This is a genomic window from Streptomyces sp. NPDC048424 (genome assembly GCF_040651555.1).
Lineage (GTDB): Bacteria > Actinomycetota > Actinomycetes > Streptomycetales > Streptomycetaceae > Streptomyces.
Map to the genome: position 1 here is coordinate 22,456 of NZ_JBEZKE010000003.1, position 15,497 is coordinate 37,952.

9 protein-coding genes and 1 pseudogene are annotated in these 15,497 nt (G+C 65.6%); 8 read left to right on the plus strand and 2 right to left on the minus strand.

Going from position 1 to position 15,497, the window contains the following annotated elements; all coding sequences use genetic code 11:
* Positions 1–14: 14 nt before the first annotated feature.
* The 3 genes from ureG to AB0D29_RS04945 all read left to right on the plus strand — a co-directional run bounded on the left by ureG (position 15) and on the right by AB0D29_RS04945 (position 2,216).
* The gene (gene ureG, locus AB0D29_RS04935; protein ID WP_362852179.1) at positions 15–710 is read left to right on the plus strand and encodes an urease accessory protein UreG; all 696 of its coding nucleotides are present in this window, start codon (positions 15–17) and stop codon (positions 708–710) included.
* A gap of 59 nt (positions 711–769) precedes the next feature.
* Positions 770–1,633 (plus strand): urease accessory protein UreD, encoded by an 864-nt coding sequence (locus tag AB0D29_RS04940; protein ID WP_362852180.1) that lies wholly within the window; start codon positions 770–772, stop codon positions 1,631–1,633.
* Positions 1,634–1,778: 145 nt separating this feature from the next.
* Positions 1,779–2,216, plus strand: coding sequence for a Tn3 family transposase (locus AB0D29_RS04945; protein WP_362852181.1), 438 nt, complete (start codon positions 1,779–1,781; stop codon positions 2,214–2,216).
* A gap of 1,009 nt (positions 2,217–3,225) precedes the next feature.
* Here AB0D29_RS04945 and AB0D29_RS04950 read toward each other — a convergent pair.
* Positions 3,226–3,417: pseudogene (locus tag AB0D29_RS04950) on the minus strand (CorA family divalent cation transporter); the annotation flags it as partial.
* Between the two features lie 337 nt (positions 3,418–3,754).
* Between AB0D29_RS04950 and AB0D29_RS04955 the strand changes: the two are divergent.
* The gene (locus AB0D29_RS04955) at positions 3,755–4,891 is read left to right on the plus strand and encodes a hypothetical protein (RefSeq protein WP_362852182.1); all 1,137 of its coding nucleotides are present in this window, start codon (positions 3,755–3,757) and stop codon (positions 4,889–4,891) included.
* A gap of 84 nt (positions 4,892–4,975) precedes the next feature.
* Here AB0D29_RS04955 and AB0D29_RS04960 read toward each other — a convergent pair whose 3' ends face one another.
* Positions 4,976–5,563 (minus strand): very short patch repair endonuclease, encoded by a 588-nt coding sequence (locus AB0D29_RS04960; protein ID WP_362852183.1) that lies wholly within the window; start codon positions 5,561–5,563, stop codon positions 4,976–4,978.
* A gap of 123 nt (positions 5,564–5,686) precedes the next feature.
* Between AB0D29_RS04960 and AB0D29_RS04965 the strand changes: the two genes are divergently transcribed.
* The 4 genes from AB0D29_RS04965 (at position 5,687) to AB0D29_RS04980 (ending at position 15,486) form a co-directional block, all read left to right on the plus strand.
* The gene (locus AB0D29_RS04965) at positions 5,687–7,738 is read left to right on the plus strand and encodes a GNAT family N-acetyltransferase (RefSeq protein ID WP_362852184.1); all 2,052 of its coding nucleotides are present in this window, start codon (positions 5,687–5,689) and stop codon (positions 7,736–7,738) included.
* On the plus strand, positions 7,735–8,214 hold the full coding sequence (locus tag AB0D29_RS04970; RefSeq protein WP_266969242.1) for an ASCH domain-containing protein: 480 nt from the start codon (positions 7,735–7,737) through the stop codon (positions 8,212–8,214). Before AB0D29_RS04965 ends, AB0D29_RS04970 begins: the two co-directional genes overlap by 4 nt.
* A 308-nt stretch (positions 8,215–8,522) precedes the next feature.
* Complete coding sequence (locus AB0D29_RS04975; protein WP_362852185.1) at positions 8,523–14,804, plus strand: hypothetical protein; 6,282 nt, start codon at positions 8,523–8,525, stop codon at positions 14,802–14,804.
* Positions 14,776–15,486 (plus strand): hypothetical protein, encoded by a 711-nt coding sequence (locus tag AB0D29_RS04980; RefSeq protein WP_362852186.1) that lies wholly within the window; start codon positions 14,776–14,778, stop codon positions 15,484–15,486. The genes AB0D29_RS04975 and AB0D29_RS04980 overlap by 29 nt, the downstream gene beginning before the upstream one ends.
* Positions 15,487–15,497 lie beyond the last annotated feature (11 nt).

Here is a 15,497-nt window from a genome sequence, read left to right on the forward strand (position 1 = left end):
GTTCGGAGAACCCGATGCACCTCGACCACGACACGATGCTGCCGCACCACCACACCCCCAGCGCCGACGCACTGCGCCCCAACGGCAGCCGCCGCGCCCTGCGCATCGGCCTCGGCGGACCCGTCGGATCCGGCAAGACCGCCACCGTCGCCGCACTGTGCCGCGCCCTGCGCGACCGGCTGTCCATCGCCGTCGTCACCAACGACATCTACACCCGCGAGGACGCCGAGTTCCTGCTCCGCGAAGCCGTACTGCCGCCGGAGCGCATCAGCGCCGTCGAGACCGGCGCCTGCCCGCACACCGCGATCCGCGACGACATCTCCGCCAACCTCGAAGCCGTCGAACAGCTGGAGGAGGCGCTGCTCCCTCTGGATCTGATCCTCATCGAGTCCGGCGGCGACAACCTCACCGCCACCTTCTCCAAGGGCCTTGTCGACCACCAGGTGTTCGTCATCGACGTCTCCAGCGGTGACGATATCCCCCGCAAGGGCGGCCCCGGCATCACCACCGCCGACCTCCTCGTCGTCAACAAGACCGACCTCGCCCCCTACGTCGGCGCGGACCTGGGCACCATGGCCGCCGACGCGAGCAAGCAGCGCGGATCCCTCCCCGTCGTCTTCACCAGCCTGGCCTCGGACGACGGCATCCAGCCGGTCGCCGAGTGGGTCAACGGCTGCCTGTCCGCTTGGCGTGCCCAGGCCGCCGTATGACAGCCACCACACCACATGCGCGTCCGGCGCCCACGGCGGAACATCCCACGCCGACGCCGGTGGCCGAAGGAAGGGAGACGGACAGCGGGCGGGCGAACGAGGCACCCGCCGTCGTGCGCAGGCCCGCAACGGACCCCGAGCTCTCGGGAGTCCAGGCCACCGCCATCATCAGGGCCGCGCACAACGGCTCCACCACCACCGTCCCGCGCCTGCGCAGCAGTGGCCCCTTCCACCTGCACCGGACGCAACCCCGCAACGGGTGGGCCCGAGTCAGCGTCATCAGTGCCATGTGCGCACCGCTCGGCGGAGACCGACTCGCCCTCGACATCACCGCCGAAGAACACGCCAAGCTGGAGGTGTCCACGGCGGCCGCCACCATCGCGCTGCCCGGCGCCACCACCGCCCCCGCCACTTATGACGTCCGCCTCACCGTCGCCGACCACGCCATCCTGACCTGGCTGCCCAAACCCTTGATCAGCGTCCAGAACAGCACCCTCCACCAGACCTGCACCGTCCACCTCGCACCGACCGCCGCCGTCATCCTGCGCGAAGAGCAACTCCTCGGCCGCACCCCCGAGCCCCCCGGCCACCTCACCATGCGCCTGACCGTGCATCGAGGCGGCCGTCCCGTCCTCGACCAGCACACCGCCTACGGCGGGACGGCGCCGGCCTGGGACGGCCCCGCCGTGCTGGGCGGATACCGCGCTACTGGTCAACTCCTGGTCGTGGACCCCTACCTGCCCTGTGATCACCCACCGATCCTCATCGGCGACGATCCCGAGGCAGGCCACGCCGTTCTCACCCCGCTCGCCCAGCACCCCGCTTACCTGGTAACCGCCACCGCCCGTAGCCTCCACGACGTGGGCAAACTCCTGGACACTGCCCTCGAACACATCAAGGGCATGGAGCCGAGATCGACCTGAACAACAGGTCCTGCCCGTCCGTCACGCCCTCGTGGAGGGCGTGACGGACGGGCAGGAGCGGCCGTAGAAGGATCCGCTGGGAACCGGACACTGGCTGCGGGCTGATCGTCGCGGGCGGCAACGGTCCGCGGAACGGCTTACGACCATGCGCGTCAGCCACGATTCGGGGTGTGCATCGGCTCAGGCCAGTGCGCCCTCACTGACCCCGCGGTGTTCGTCTCGGGCGACGACGGCTCCGGCCTCGTCCTGCGGGCAGCGAGGACGGCGCGACCTCGAGGGTGCCCGGCTCCCTGACCGCCGGCGAGGTCCGCGGCTACGACCTCATCCGCATGCTGTCGCGGGACGGGCGGCCGACCGGCTGGGGGACGCGTTCGCGCACTACGGGCGGATCTTCAAGACCCTGGATCTGCTCCAGTTCGTCTCCGACACCGGGTACCGCCGCATGATCGGCAAGCATCTCAACATCACCGAGGCCCGCCACCCCCTCGCCCGGAAGATCTTCTTCGGGCAGCGCGGCGAACTGCGCCAGCACTACCGCGGAGGAATGGAAGATCAGCTCGGCGCCCTCGAACTCGCCTTCTGAACGCCGTGGTCCTGTGGAACAGCCTCTATCTGCGCCGGTCTTGTCGCCCTGTCGACGGCCGGTCGGTCTAAGTCTGCTGGCGTCGAGAGAAGGAGCCGTACCCGGCCGGTCCCGGGCAGCAGATCAGCGTCACGTTTGTGCACGCAGCGCCCGCCCGTCACGCACAGCACCTACGTCGTAAAGTCTGGCCTGCAAGGCTCTGACCTGCGGTTGTCTTCCACCTATTTTCGTTGGACCTGTTTCTGACGACCCATCACGTCCAGCGTGTTGCACTCCTTGCGGCAGTCGCGAAGTGCTGCAGAGCTAGCCATAGGCTTAGCGTCGTCGACCCTCCGGCGAGTAGGGCCCCTGCCAGGTTCTGGACGGTTCATGCGTCGGGTTCGGTTTCGTCGACCACTCAAGACGCCTGGTGCGCCCAACTATCGGCGCCGGGGTGACGTCCACTGTGCACAACAGGGTCGGACAGGAAGAATCCGGGCCTCCGTGGTTGATGGGCTACTCCGCCATCTCCCGGATCCGCCTCGTTCGCCGAGGCGTCGTACTGGCTTGACTTCCTGCCCGGGCATGAGAGGGCCCGGGTGAGGAAGATCAACACTTGCAGCTGCGGTGTCAGCCCCGCGAGCCCCCTCCCTCTCGTCCGGAGCCTTCCGCTACCGATTCCGGACGTGCGCCTCACTCCCGCAGCTCCGTGGCGGCAGCGCCAGGAACTGTCCGGCGTCACTCCCTGTGATTTGCCGCGACCATCGGTGCGCGGTGGAGAGGGCGCCGAACCGGACGGCGGATGGCCTTGATGGGGTAGCGCGACGTGCTGTGGCGGCCCGCCTTCTCCCCAGATTCTCCCCAGCCTGTATGGAACCCCAAAAAGGCCAGGTCAGGGGCCCTCTGGAGGGAAGGTGAGGAGATCACTCGCATCTATTCCCCCCAGGGACTCCCCAGGGCCGCTTCTGGGTCGATTTTTGAGTGATGCGAATGCGAAGTGCGAAGGATGACTGAGCGTGATGCGAGGGGCTTAGAGCCAGTCGCGCCGCTTGAAAATCACGTACAAACTGACGCAAACCATCCCCATGAGGCCGATCGCGAGAGGGTATCCGAATCTCCAACCCAACTCAGGCATGGACTCAAAGTTCATGCCATAGATAGTTCCGACGAGCGTGGGAGCAAACAAAATGGCAGCCCATGAGGAAACCTTCTTGAAGTCCTCGCCATCAGGTCGCTGACCTGCGGAAATAGCCTCAACGAGTGGTCCGACCTGCGATGATCGGCCTTTCCGAACCTTTCAACGTGCTGCCCGTTTGTACGGCCGATTCTCCCCAGCCGCCCCCCAGCAGGCCCTCGTTCTCCCCAGATTCTCCCCAGCCGCTGCGGCCCGGGAGGACGGGGTGCCGCTGGCCAGAGCCTGATTCAAGCGTCGTGCAGAGCTACGCAACGTAGCGCAAGGTGGTCGGAGCGAGGGCGGCAGTCGCCTTCGTGGGGCGACGGCTTGACGAACCGATTCGAATCTCCCCCTCGGCTTCGATCCGTCTGCCAGGCTCGGACACGTGACGTACGTAGTGACCGTAGACATCTGCATCTCGGTGGGAACTCCGGAGATGGACCCGCTGCAGCGTGCCGGGGCCGTCGCGCTGATCGAGAGCGGCTTCGCCTCGGTCGACGGCATCGACGGGCCGGACGGCATGGAGGTCGACCTCCTCGACACGATCGTGGGCGTGTATCCCGGCGGGGCACTGCTCAAGGTGTTCGTCGACGCCGAGGCGCTCGAATTCGCGGAGGACGCCGTCCGGGACGTCGTGAGCGAGGTGCTTCGACGCTCCGAGCTGCTCGCCGATTGGAAGGTCGAGCGGTGCGAAGTCGAACTGCACCCGGAGCTCACCCAGGAGAGCCTTGCCGCCGCCGACGGCCCGGACGGCCCGCCGGACGACCCCGCGGCCCGCAAAGCCCGTCATGCCGAGCCGCCCGTAGCCGCCGAAGGAGGCGAGTACGACGCACAAGCTAAGGCCGAGGAAGTGCGCTCCCGGATGCTCGTGCTGGCGGACGAGCTGCGTTCCTTTCCACCCGTGATGTTCGGTGTGCAGGACGACCTCGGGGAGGAGGACGGCGACGACTACGGGTTCGCAGTCGCGCCCCAGGATGCCGTGCTGGCCGCCGGCGCACTGATCTACGCCACCGATGTCTTGATCGACGAGCTGTTCGAGGACGTGCACACCCTGGAACAGGAGGGCACCAACGTCGGCGAGTGCGACGGTCCGCTGTGGCACCTGGAGGACCTGCCGGAGAGGTACGTCCTCCAGTACGACACCCGATTCGCCCGCCGCTTCCTGGTGACCGTGATCGCCATGACCACGCGCTTCACCAACGGCAGTTTCGACCAGCTGAGTTGCATCGCAGAGGAACTTGCCCTGAGGCTTCTCTTGAGCCAGACGACCGTCACCCTGGAGTTGTTCGGGTTGCTCGACGACGGCGTCGCGAATGCCCTAGAAGTCTTCGCCGACAACGTCTACGAGGACATGGACCACGAGTGGCTGTACGACGGTTCGATGGACGGGATCGACGAGAGCGCAGTGGGATCGGCCCTCGGCATCGCACCCATGGAGTTCGGTGCTTGGTTCACGCCGTTCAACCCCGGTAGGCACGTGCACCCATCGGCCGCAGACGAACCGGACACGGCCGCAGCGTGATCCGCACCGTTCCCTGATGCGGCAGAAGCACGGCGGACGCGGAGGTGCTGTTCGGGCCGATCGAAGCGGCCCCACCAGGTCACGTCACTTCGCCATGCCCTGGTCCCCCAGACGTAGGGCTCGGGGATGGTCCCGGGTCGCCAGTGCCGCAGTCACCCTGCCAACGGCGTCGTCCACGCCTTCGTGCTCCCAGATGCGCAGCGGCAGCCAGCCCAGATGTACGAGGTGGGCGTCGGTCTCCTCGTCGCGGCGGACGTTGCCTTCGAGTTTTCGGCGCCACCATTCGGAGTTGTGCTTCGGCGCGTGCAGATGCTTCTGGCACGCGTGCCAGAAGCATCCTTGGACGAAGACCGCGGTTCGCCATCTCGTGAAGGTGACGTCAGCGCGGCGGCGCGGCATCCCGGGGATGGGCATGTTCACGCGGTAGCGGAAGCCCAAGGAATGAAGAGCACGTCGCAAGGCGAGTTCTGGAGCAGTGTCTCGGCTGCGTTGGGCCACCATCACCCTCCTGACATTCGCGTCCCGCGGACTCGGTACGCCTCTGCGGCTGTCTTTGGTCTCCACTCCCGGACAACTAGTGGCTGCCGATTCGGTAACCGCCTCGCGGTACGGCGCGGTCTGCCAGGGCTGGATCTGTTCGACCGTCGACACAGCAGTCAGTGACGTGCCCATGAGGAGTAATTCGCGCCGATCTAGCCGGATCTGACCAAACGGTGGCCTGGTGTCCTCGTCGTTCGACACTATGCGGTGGGGGCGTGATCGGCTGGACACGCAGGGAAGCTGAGGGGGAACACGATGATCGAAGTTCTGCCGGTGACTGGAGAACAGCCGGACATGCTCGGCGCGGCCATCGCCCTGGGCAACAGGTACACCAAGAGGCTGGGGCTGCTCACGCCGCCCGCGTACCGGAAGTACGCCGACGATGGTGGGTTGCTGGTCGCGTTAGAAGGTGGCGAGCTCGTCGGCTACGCGCTCTTCGGGCTGCCCAAGCGCAGCCAGCACGTTCGTCTCGTGCACCTGTGCGTGGCGGAGGAGAGTCGGGGCAAGGGGGTCGCGAGCCGCTTGATCGCAGAGCTCCGCCGTCGCCAAGGACATCGGCTCGGCATTCGGGCCAGGTGTCGGCGGGACTATGGGCTCAGTGCCACGTGGAGCGGTCTCGGCTTCGTTCCGAAGGGTGAGGGCCTGGGACGAGGGGGTGACAAGGAGACCCTCGATACCTGGTGGTTGGACCACGGCCACGAGGATCTGTTCGCCGAAGCGCAGAGCGACGCCCTGCTGGTCGTGACCGTCGACCACACCGTCTTCTCCGGACTTCGAGGCGCGGGCGCTGAGAACGCGGTCGAGGAGTCGCGGGCTCTTGAGGCCGGGTGGCTCGCAGACCTGGTCGAACTCGCCTACACGCCACAGCTCCTCCTCCACGTGCAGGCGGTCGAGGATCGGGAGCAGCGGAACCATCAGCGCGCCGGCCTGTCTAGGCTTCGTGTCCTGACGCCCGACGCCGCCGCAGTGGTCGCCCGCCAGCAGGAGCTGATCATGGCCGTGGGCAAGGAGCTGCCCGGTGTCGCGCTCGATGGCGACCTGCGCGCTCGCCTCCGGTACGTGGCCGAGACCTCCTGTTCCGGCCTGCAGGTGCTGGTGACCCGAGAGCCCGAGTTTGTGCGACTGGCCGACATCGCCTGGGCCGTCGCGCGCGTCAAGGTGGTCTCTCCGGCAGCGGTGACGGTTCAGGTGGACGAACTCCGCCAAGCCCAGGTGTACCGACCGGCCGATCTCATGGGCACGGCCTTCTCCGCTGCGGAAGTCGAGCACGGTACTGAAGACGGGCTCGTCGCCTTCTTCGAGCGGGATGGCGACGGAGGGGTAGCGTTCGCGGAGCGCTTGAAGGGTCTTTCCCAAGGTGGGGTGCTGTGGCGCAGGGAACTGCTCCGGGACGGCGAAGGACACCCTGTAGCCCTATACGTCTGGGCGTTGGACGGCCCTACCCTGACCGTTCCGATCCTTCGGACCGCGTCGCACTCGCTTGAGGAGACCATCGCCCGACAGTTGCTCTTCATGTTGAAGAGGATCGGCCGGGAGAGGGAGGCCCAAGTAGTACGGATCACCGATCCGTCCCTCTCCCGCGCGGCCATGGCTGCGGCGGGAGGCGACGGCTTCGTCGAGGACGAGAACGGCTTCACCGCGCTCCTCGTCGATGTGTGCGGGCCGGCGGAGGAAGTCTCAACGGCTGCGGGGCAGATCGCTGCTCGACTCGGTAGCGCGACGCCTCGTCTGGACGCCCACGTGTCACCGGAGATCGCGAGCGTCGCCGAGAGGGTCTGGTGGCCGGCGAAGCTCGTCGATACTGCCCTGCCGTCCTTCATCGCTCCCGTCAGGCCGCGCTGGTCGACGGAGCTCTTCAACGTCCCGGCGATGCTCGTGCCGCGCGACGACGTGCTCGGCATCAGCCGTGAGCACGTCTACTACAGGTCCCCGGGTCATCGCGGAGAGAGCGTTCCCGCCCGGATCCTCTGGTACGTCAGCGAGGGGATCGCCGGGCAACAGGGCAAGATGGTGATCGGTTGCTCGCGGCTCGACGAGGTGGTCGTCGGCGATCCGGACATCCTCTTCTCGCAATTCGAACACCTGGGCGTATATGGTCGTGCCGAAGTGCGTGGGACGGCCGGTGATTCGGGCAGGGTCATGGCGCTCCGGTTCTCGGACACGGAGCTGTTTCCCGTACAGGTGACGCATTCGCGATTGGCCGCGCTGGCGAAAGGGCTGGGGCTACGGTTGTCGCTGATGTCGCTGTCGAGGATCAGCGACGCGCTGTTCCAGGCCGTCTACGAAGAGGGGCACCGAAAGACGTGAGCGATCCGGAGCGCGCGATGCTGCTGTCCGTCCACCCGCGGTTCGCGACGGCGATCCTGGCCGGAACCAAGACGGTGGAAGTGCGCCGTCAGCGCGTCGCGGCTCCTCCAGGCACGCCCGTACTCCTGTACGCGACCGCGCCGACCATGGCCATCGTCGGCATGGCGAGGATCGTCTCGGTGCAGGTGGCCAGCCCGCGTGAGGTCTGGATCGCCAGCCGTACGAGCGCTGGCATCAGCCGTCGAGAGTACGACGACTACATGAGCGGTGCGACCCGGGCCAGTGGCCTCTCGCTGGAGGAGCCGGTTGCCTTCGAGGTGCCGGTTCCTCTGGCGGCTCTCAGGGCCTCCGGATCGTTCCACCCACCGCAGAGCTACAGATACTTGACAGGCGAGGACCTACAGAAGCTGGCTGCGGCGACCCCTTCCAGGAGTGAAGCCCTACAAGAGGCCCTTGGCGAGCTGGTGCCTGCGTAGGTCGCTGTGCAGCGGCGACGTCACTGCACTGGGTGGCTGCCGCTGGAATGGCAGGAGCCTGTCACTGTGTTCTTGGGTCTGCTGGCGTCGCCCGTGCCGAGGCCGAACGGCACGGTCTGGCGGGATGGGGTCCGGAGTATCCGCCCAGGCCTGTATCGCCTGCCGGAGCCGAAGGCAGGCGACGTTGATGGACGCGTTGCCCGACTCTGGGAGGGGTGGGTAGGGTGTGCGATTAACCGTCTTGGTCTGCCGTGATGCGAGGAAACCCTTGCCCCGTTCCGTCGTTGTGAGGGATGCCGGGAGCGGGCATGCCTGACACCGATCTTCTGCGTGCCAGCCGGGACGGTGATCAGTTCCACTACCACTGGGCTGCTCGTCAGGCGCTGAAACTGCTGCATCCCGACGCCGATCTGACCGCGATCGCTGTCGAAGGTGTGTCGCCTGACGACACACGCGGCGAGGCCGGCGAGGACGTAATCGACATCGCCGAGTACTACGGTGCGACCGGCCTTCACGAGGCCAAGCGGGTGGTGTACCGGCAGTTGAAGCACTCGACTGTCCGGGCCACGGAGGAATGGTCTGTCTCGGGCCTCTCGAAGACGGTCAAGGGGTTCGCGGAGAAGTTCAGGCAAATCCGCCAGGAGTCGCCGGGGCTTGAAGAGAAGGTGACCTTCGAGTTCCTTTCCAATCGGCCGGTCCGTGAGTCGGTGCTTCGAGCGATAGACATCTTGGCAGTCGGTGGAGAGGCCGGCGATTACGCGCACGATGTCAGGTACCTGAGGCAGTACGCGAACTTTCCTGGTGACGCAGCCGGTGAGGCCGCGTTCTTCAGCTGCCTGGAGGTAGACGCCACGGCTCCGGGCCTGTTGCGGCTTGAAGGGCTCTTCCGGCTGGACTTGACTGGGCTGCTTCCGGGTGCTCCCGATGTGCAACCCCTTCTGCTGAAAGAGATGATCACCAGAAGGGCGACCTCGCTTGAAGCGAACCACGTCGTCGAACGCTCCACCGTGCTTGCCGCTCTCGGAGTCCCACCGGAGCACGTGCTGCCTGCTCCCAACCTCATCGACGAGCCTGGGCACGTCATCGTAACTGAGCAGATGCGCGCGATCGCCGGCGAAATCGTGGGACTTGCTGGGCGGCCCGTCGTTGTTCACGCGGCGGGTGGTGTAGGCAAATCGGTGCTCACGACACAGATCGAACGGAATCTGCCTTCCGGCTCTGTCGCTCTCGTCTACGACTGCTTTGGAAACGGTGGCTACCGGCGTTCCAGTTCCCCGCGCCATCAACATCGTCAAGGCCTGGTGCAGCTGGCGAACGAACTTGCTGCACATGCCCTTTGCGACCCACTGATCCCGATCGGCACAGCTCAGCCGACCGACTATGCGAAGGCGTTCATGGCCAGGGTCCGGGGCGCTGCGGCGGCTGTCACAGCCTCCGCTCCAGGGGCGCTCCTGGTTCTTGTCGTGGACGCGGCCGACAATGCGGCGCTCATCGCGAACGACGGCGGGGAGCGGACCTTCGTCACGGGTGTGCTGCGGGAGGACCTGCCGGGAAATGTGCGGCTCGTGATGCTGTGCCGCACCGAACGCATCCATCTGCTGGAACCGCCGCCCAACGTCCACAGAATCGAGCTTGAAGGGTTCAGCGTCGCCGAGTCCAGGCAGCACCTAGAGTCGGTGTTCGGTTCGGTCACGGAGGCGCAGGCGGCCGAATTCCATCGGCGCACCGGCGGCAACCCCCGGATTCAGGCCCTCGTTCTGGGCGCGGCCTCGGACCTTGAATCCTGTCTGGTCTCTCTCGGTGAGGCGAGGCATCCCGAAGGCTCCCTGTTCGACGAACTCCTCCAGGGCCTGGTGGACCAGTGCAAGGACGCCAACCACCTCGGTGCGGAGATCGACCGTCTGTGCGAGGCCCTGGCCGCACTCAGACCCAGGATGCCCATCAAAGTCCTGACCGAACTGTGCGGAGTGTCGGCCGCCCTCGTGCACAGCTTTGCGGCCGACCTCGGACACCCGCTGCTCGTCGATGGTGACACCCTGCAATTCCGTGACGAACCGACCGAGACCTGGTTCCGGACGAAGTACCGTCCAACCGGCGAGTCTCTGATCAACTTCATCAACCGACTGACCCCGCTCGCCGCCGCCGAACCGTACGTGGCTGCCAGCTTGCCCCAACTGCTTTGGGAGGCTGGTCAGGTCGACACCCTTGTTGAACTGGCAATGACCGACGGTGCCCTCCCCGAGGGCAACGACCTGGAGCAACGGGAGATCGCCCAGCAGCGGGCCCAGTTCGCTCTCAAAGCCACGCTGCGCGTGGGAAAGGAATGGGAAGCCACCCGGCTGGCCGTCAAGGCCGGCAGTTTGGCCGCCGGTCACTCTCGCCGACTTCACCTGCTGCGGTCCAACACCGATCTGGCGGGCCAGTTCCTGGACGCCATCACAATCGAGGACGTTGTCGCGAACCGCAGTCTTGCGGGTGGCTGGCCTGGCTCCAATCTTCACTGCGAGGGTGCTCTTCTCTCCTTTGCTGCAGGCCAGACCGACTTCGCCCGCAGTCGGCTGCGCAGTGCGTCGGAGTGGCTCAGGGCGTGGGTTCAGCAGCCTGACGAGAACCCGAACCGGCACAGCGTCACCGCCACGGATATCGCCGAAGTCGCTTTCGGATTCCTCAACACCGACGGCGTGGAGGCATGCGTCAGCCACCTTGCTCGGTGGCGCCCTAAGTGGGTGGGCTTCGAGGCCGGCGTGATCATTGCCACCCGGCTTGCCGACTCGGGCCGTACCGAAGAACTTGAGGGTCTCGGCCACGCGGCGGTGTCCTTGAAGTACCTCCAACTCGCGGTAGCCTATGCCGCCTGGCAGGCCAACTTCGTCTGCCAGGAACCCCTTGCGCGGCGCTTGGTGAGAATGCTGAAGCGCCAGCGTAGACCGATCTCTGTTCGCCAGAATTCGGGATTCTCGGAAGAGAACAAGGAGCTTCCGGCGGTCGGTTGGATCATCGCGATGGGCCTGCGCCACGGACTGCTCCCGAACAGTGAAGCCGAACGGATCCTGTGCCTGAACCTCCCCGGCGACTTGGGCAGGGGTGCCGGAAGCCGCTGGGGCCGGGGCACCGACACGATCGCGCTGCTGTGCGGCTTCGCGTTGCTGTCGAAGATCCGGAGACAGTCCTTCGACGTGGACGAGTTTGTCGGCGAAGACGTCCGAGAAGCGCGAAAGAAGCCTCACACGTACTCAAGTACCGTGAAGGATCACGAACAGAGCGTCGTGCCCCTCGGTGTCTGGGCGAGCCTGTGGATCGACTGTCTTGTCGGGACCGCCAGCGGCACGGACAGTCCCTTCCGGGAACTCGTGCCTCCCACCCCGTCCCACCGGGGCCATGAGGAGCTACCTCACTTCTTGCACAGGGGCATTGCCCGGCTCGGTGTCCGGATTCTCGCCTTCGGCTCCTCCGCGGCGTCGCGCCAGAACCTGCTCGACTGGTACCGGGGTGCGCAGCGGCACCTTCCGGACGATGTCCTCATCGACGTAATCCGAGCAGCTGCTCCTGTCGACGAGCTGCAGCATGTCGCCGTCGAACTCGCCGAATCCGTGGCCGCGTCGCTCGACGTGGTTCAGGAGAGTGCTGAGTACAAGGCGGAGCAGATGGTGAAACTCGCTCGAGCCGTCCAGCGATTCGACAGAAGCGAAGCTCACGCCTACTTCACCCAGGCAATCGACCTGACCGACCGTGTGGGTGACGATGTACACGCGTTGTGGCGAGCCTTCCTTGCTGTCGCCCGTCGAGCATCCGACGGCAACCATGGTGATGACCGCCGGGCGTATCGCGTCGCACAACTCGCCGAAAGCCTGGAACCCTACCTCGGGGACGCGATGGACCACTCCGTGGTGCTGGCCGCCATGGGCGGCTTGAGCGCCACGACTGCGATGACCGTCGCTTCCCGCTGGCGTGACCGCCGCTTCTGCTCCGAGGGCGCGTTCATCCAGGCGCTGCTCGAAGAGGAGGTCCGCTCCCTCGCTCCGTCCGCCGTCACCGCTTTGGCGTTGGTGCCCTTCGGCGAGCACCGCGTCGATTACCTTGGCCTCGTTGAGCGAGCGCTGCGTCAGATTCCCGGCGATGGCGTGCACATCGCAAAGACGTTGGGGCAGTTCCTGCGGGCACGACGCTTCAGCCGTGCCTCCTTCGAACGTCTCGACCAGACCGCCGGCGAACTGGACATCGACCTCTCAGGAACGCCGCTGGCCCCTGGCGCACGTCACATTGTTTTCCCGACATCGCGCGAGCGCGACTCGGGACGGTGGACCCCGAATGAAGATCAGGACGATGTGCGGTTCGCACGTGCACGGCAGGTCAAGGACGCCCTCGCGGCGTGTGACCTCTCCACCGCCGAAGGCTGGGAGCAGGCCCGCCAACTGGTGCGCGCATCAGGCCATCTGCTGCAAATGGACCAGGTCATAGACCAAGCGGTTGCGGCGCCACTGCGTGAACTCGACGACATGCTCGCCGCGTTCCAAGCCAACCTCAACCTCAACACATTCGACTACGCCCGAATGGTTCAGAGACTCGCCGAGCTGTCGCTGCTGCCACGGGCGGCACGCCGGCAACTGAGGCATCTCGCGGACACGGCTGCGGCGCGGTTCAGCCGGGAGCTGACCACCAAGGTCTACGACCCCATCGACCTGTCAGGACTCGCCAGGTTGGCCGGCGAACCTGATGCGGATCTGCTCGCGACGGCCCTTCGAGAACTCGGTTCACAGTCCGCCGTGCTTCCCCCCGAGGACTGCTATCACCTGGCAGCCCGAATCGCCCCGCGGCTTACTGGCGAGCAGGCGCAGATCGTCCTCGACGACTTCGGCATCATGCTGGCTGACCTCTCACCCGAGGACTCGGGCGACGGTGGCTTCGCCGACCTTCCCGCTGGACCGACCAGCACTGCGGAGTGCCTCGCAGGCTATCTGTGGGGCGTTCTCGGCGACCCTGAGCGCGACACCAGGTGGCGAGCCGCACACTGCGTCCGGCTCCTCGTCGAACTCGACTGCCAAGAAGAACTGGACGCCCTCCTAAGCTTCGCGCTAGGTGCGCTCGATGTGACCCCGTTTCACGATGCCCGTCTGCCCTTCTACGATCGGCACGCTCGCCAGTGGCTGCTCCTCGCTCTCGCACGAGCCGCTCAGGACCCCACCACGCATCGGACAGTCGCAGAGTTCGAGCCCTTGCTGCGGAAAGTGATTTTCGATGACGGACCGCATGTAGTGATGCAGGAGAGCGCGAAAACGATCTGTCTGGCCCTCGCCTTGTCTGGCCGGGGGATCCTGAGCGCGAAGGAACTCGCTATCGCGCGAGGGATCAACGTCCCGACAGAAATCCTAACTGAGTCGTGGGAGGAACGCGGCACGAGAAGGCGAAACGGTGCGGAGGAGGAGGTCCGTGAATGCGAACCAAGCGGCTTCCATTTTTTCTGGGACTTCAAGGACGACTGGTGCAAGCCCCTCGGTGGAGCCTTTGGTATTTCCGAGGAGGCCGTCCTACGTCTCGCCGGTCACACGATCACGGACACCTGGCGGCTTCCCTACCGCGGCACCCGCGAGGACGACCCGCGCCACGCCCTCAGGTTGTATCGAGAAGGGAGCACCTTCGCTTACCGTACGACTCGGCCGGATGCCGACGACCTGGACTTCTATCTATCGACTCATGCCTTGTGGACTGTGGCTGGGGAGTTGCTCAAGGTTCGTCCCGTGTACCGGGACAGCGATGCGGACCTGGACGAGTTCACCGATTGGCTTCGGGATTTTCGTGTCACCCGGGACGACGGCAGATGGCTTGCCGACCGACGGGACCCCTCACCGCAGAGCGACTTGATAGGAGGGGACCGTCTGGACGTCGGCTGGGTTTGGCGGTTGAACAGCGGGCACTTCAGTGAGCGTCTCCTTTCGGATGACGGGTGGGTCAGGGCCTGGGAAAGCTCCGATGAGTCAGGCCATGAGGCTGCGCAGAGGGTCCTGATCCGTAGTGCCCTTGTCACTCCCGCGAAGGCTAGGGCGCTGGTACTCGCCCTGCAGACGGCCCCTTCGTACATGGGCTACCGCCTTCCCGACGCCACTGACAGCGACTACCAGCTCGATGTCCAGGGATTTCAGCTGGCCGGTTGGGTCCTTGATCCTGACGGACATGAGGGGCTAGACCGTAAAGATCCGCTGGCCGCAGGAATCAAGTACCCGCCCTATATGCCCTCTGAAGAAGTAGTCGATCTGCTCGGACTGGAACCGGACGCAGATATGCGCGAATGGAATCGGGCTGGTGGCATCGCTCTTCGCAGTACTTGCTGGGACGATATGTCGGCGACCAGTTCTGACCGCTCGACTGGAACTCAGGGGCAGCGGCTGGAAATTCGACGTGACGTCCTTCAGGGACTGCTGGGTCTGGCCGGTCGTAGCCTGATCGTCGAAGTGATGATCGACCGCACTCACAAAGAGCATGAGCAGAGCTACACGATGAGGCCCCACCAAGATGATGACGAATCCCTCCCCCCGCGCGAATGGTCCTACAAGATTTACCTCTTCGATGACTCCGGAGGATGCGAGGAGCTTTGAGCGGACCCTCGAACTTGGCAAGGAAATCGCCGACAATCTCTCCCAGGGGGATGTCCTGGGCCGCTGGATGGCCCATCACATCGGTGACTTGATCATCCAGGCGGAGAACGCCGTGGGGGCAGAAGCGGACGGCGTACGTCGCGAAACTGCGACCGCCATCCTCGCGCTTTGGAACCATAGGACGGCATTGTCGTCCTCGGCTCAACCGCTGGGCGCGTTCGAGCCCGTGTTCAGAGCATTGGAGCGACTGAGCGAGCCCCAAGATCCCTGGAGCTTCTACCGGATGTTCCCGCCTGGGTATGAACCCAGAGAGAGCGACATGGTAGGAGCACCACTGCTTCGGGTCGCGCTGAGCCTCGAGGAGACCGTCCGCGGCGTAGCGGGTGAGATTGTCGCGCTTGCTGCCCAGGAGGCTGCCGACAAGGAGGCCAAGTGGCTGAAGCTCTCGGAGCATCTCGAAGCGGACGAGGAACGAGCGGCGCGGGACGCCCTCGTTCAGCTGGCACGCACCCTCTCGACGTACACCGATGGTGATGATGGCGATCCGACTGCAGGCGTAGGGCTTCCGAGGCTGATCGCTGCTCTGCTACGTGCCGAGTCACAGCTCGCAGACGCTCGGCGGGCTCTCGAAAACGGTTTGCCCGCGATGCCGTTGGAAAGTGAATCCGACGGGCCGGCGTGAGGGAGGAAGAC

Bases quoted from the DNA above. Each gene is read 5' to 3' on its own strand.
- ureG (WP_362852179.1), top strand. From the start codon at position 15: ATGCACCTCGACCACGACACGATGCTGCCGCACCACCACACCCCCAGC.
- AB0D29_RS04945 (WP_362852181.1), top strand. From the start codon at position 1,779: ATGCGCGTCAGCCACGATTCGGGGTGTGCATCGGCTCAGGCCAGTGCG.
- AB0D29_RS04960 (WP_362852183.1), bottom strand. From the start codon at position 5,563: ATGGGCACGTCACTGACTGCTGTGTCGACGGTCGAACAGATCCAGCCC.
- AB0D29_RS04965 (WP_362852184.1), top strand. From the start codon at position 5,687: ATGATCGAAGTTCTGCCGGTGACTGGAGAACAGCCGGACATGCTCGGC.
- AB0D29_RS04975 (WP_362852185.1), top strand. From the start codon at position 8,523: ATGCCTGACACCGATCTTCTGCGTGCCAGCCGGGACGGTGATCAGTTC.
- AB0D29_RS04980 (WP_362852186.1), top strand. From the start codon at position 14,776: ATGACTCCGGAGGATGCGAGGAGCTTTGAGCGGACCCTCGAACTTGGC.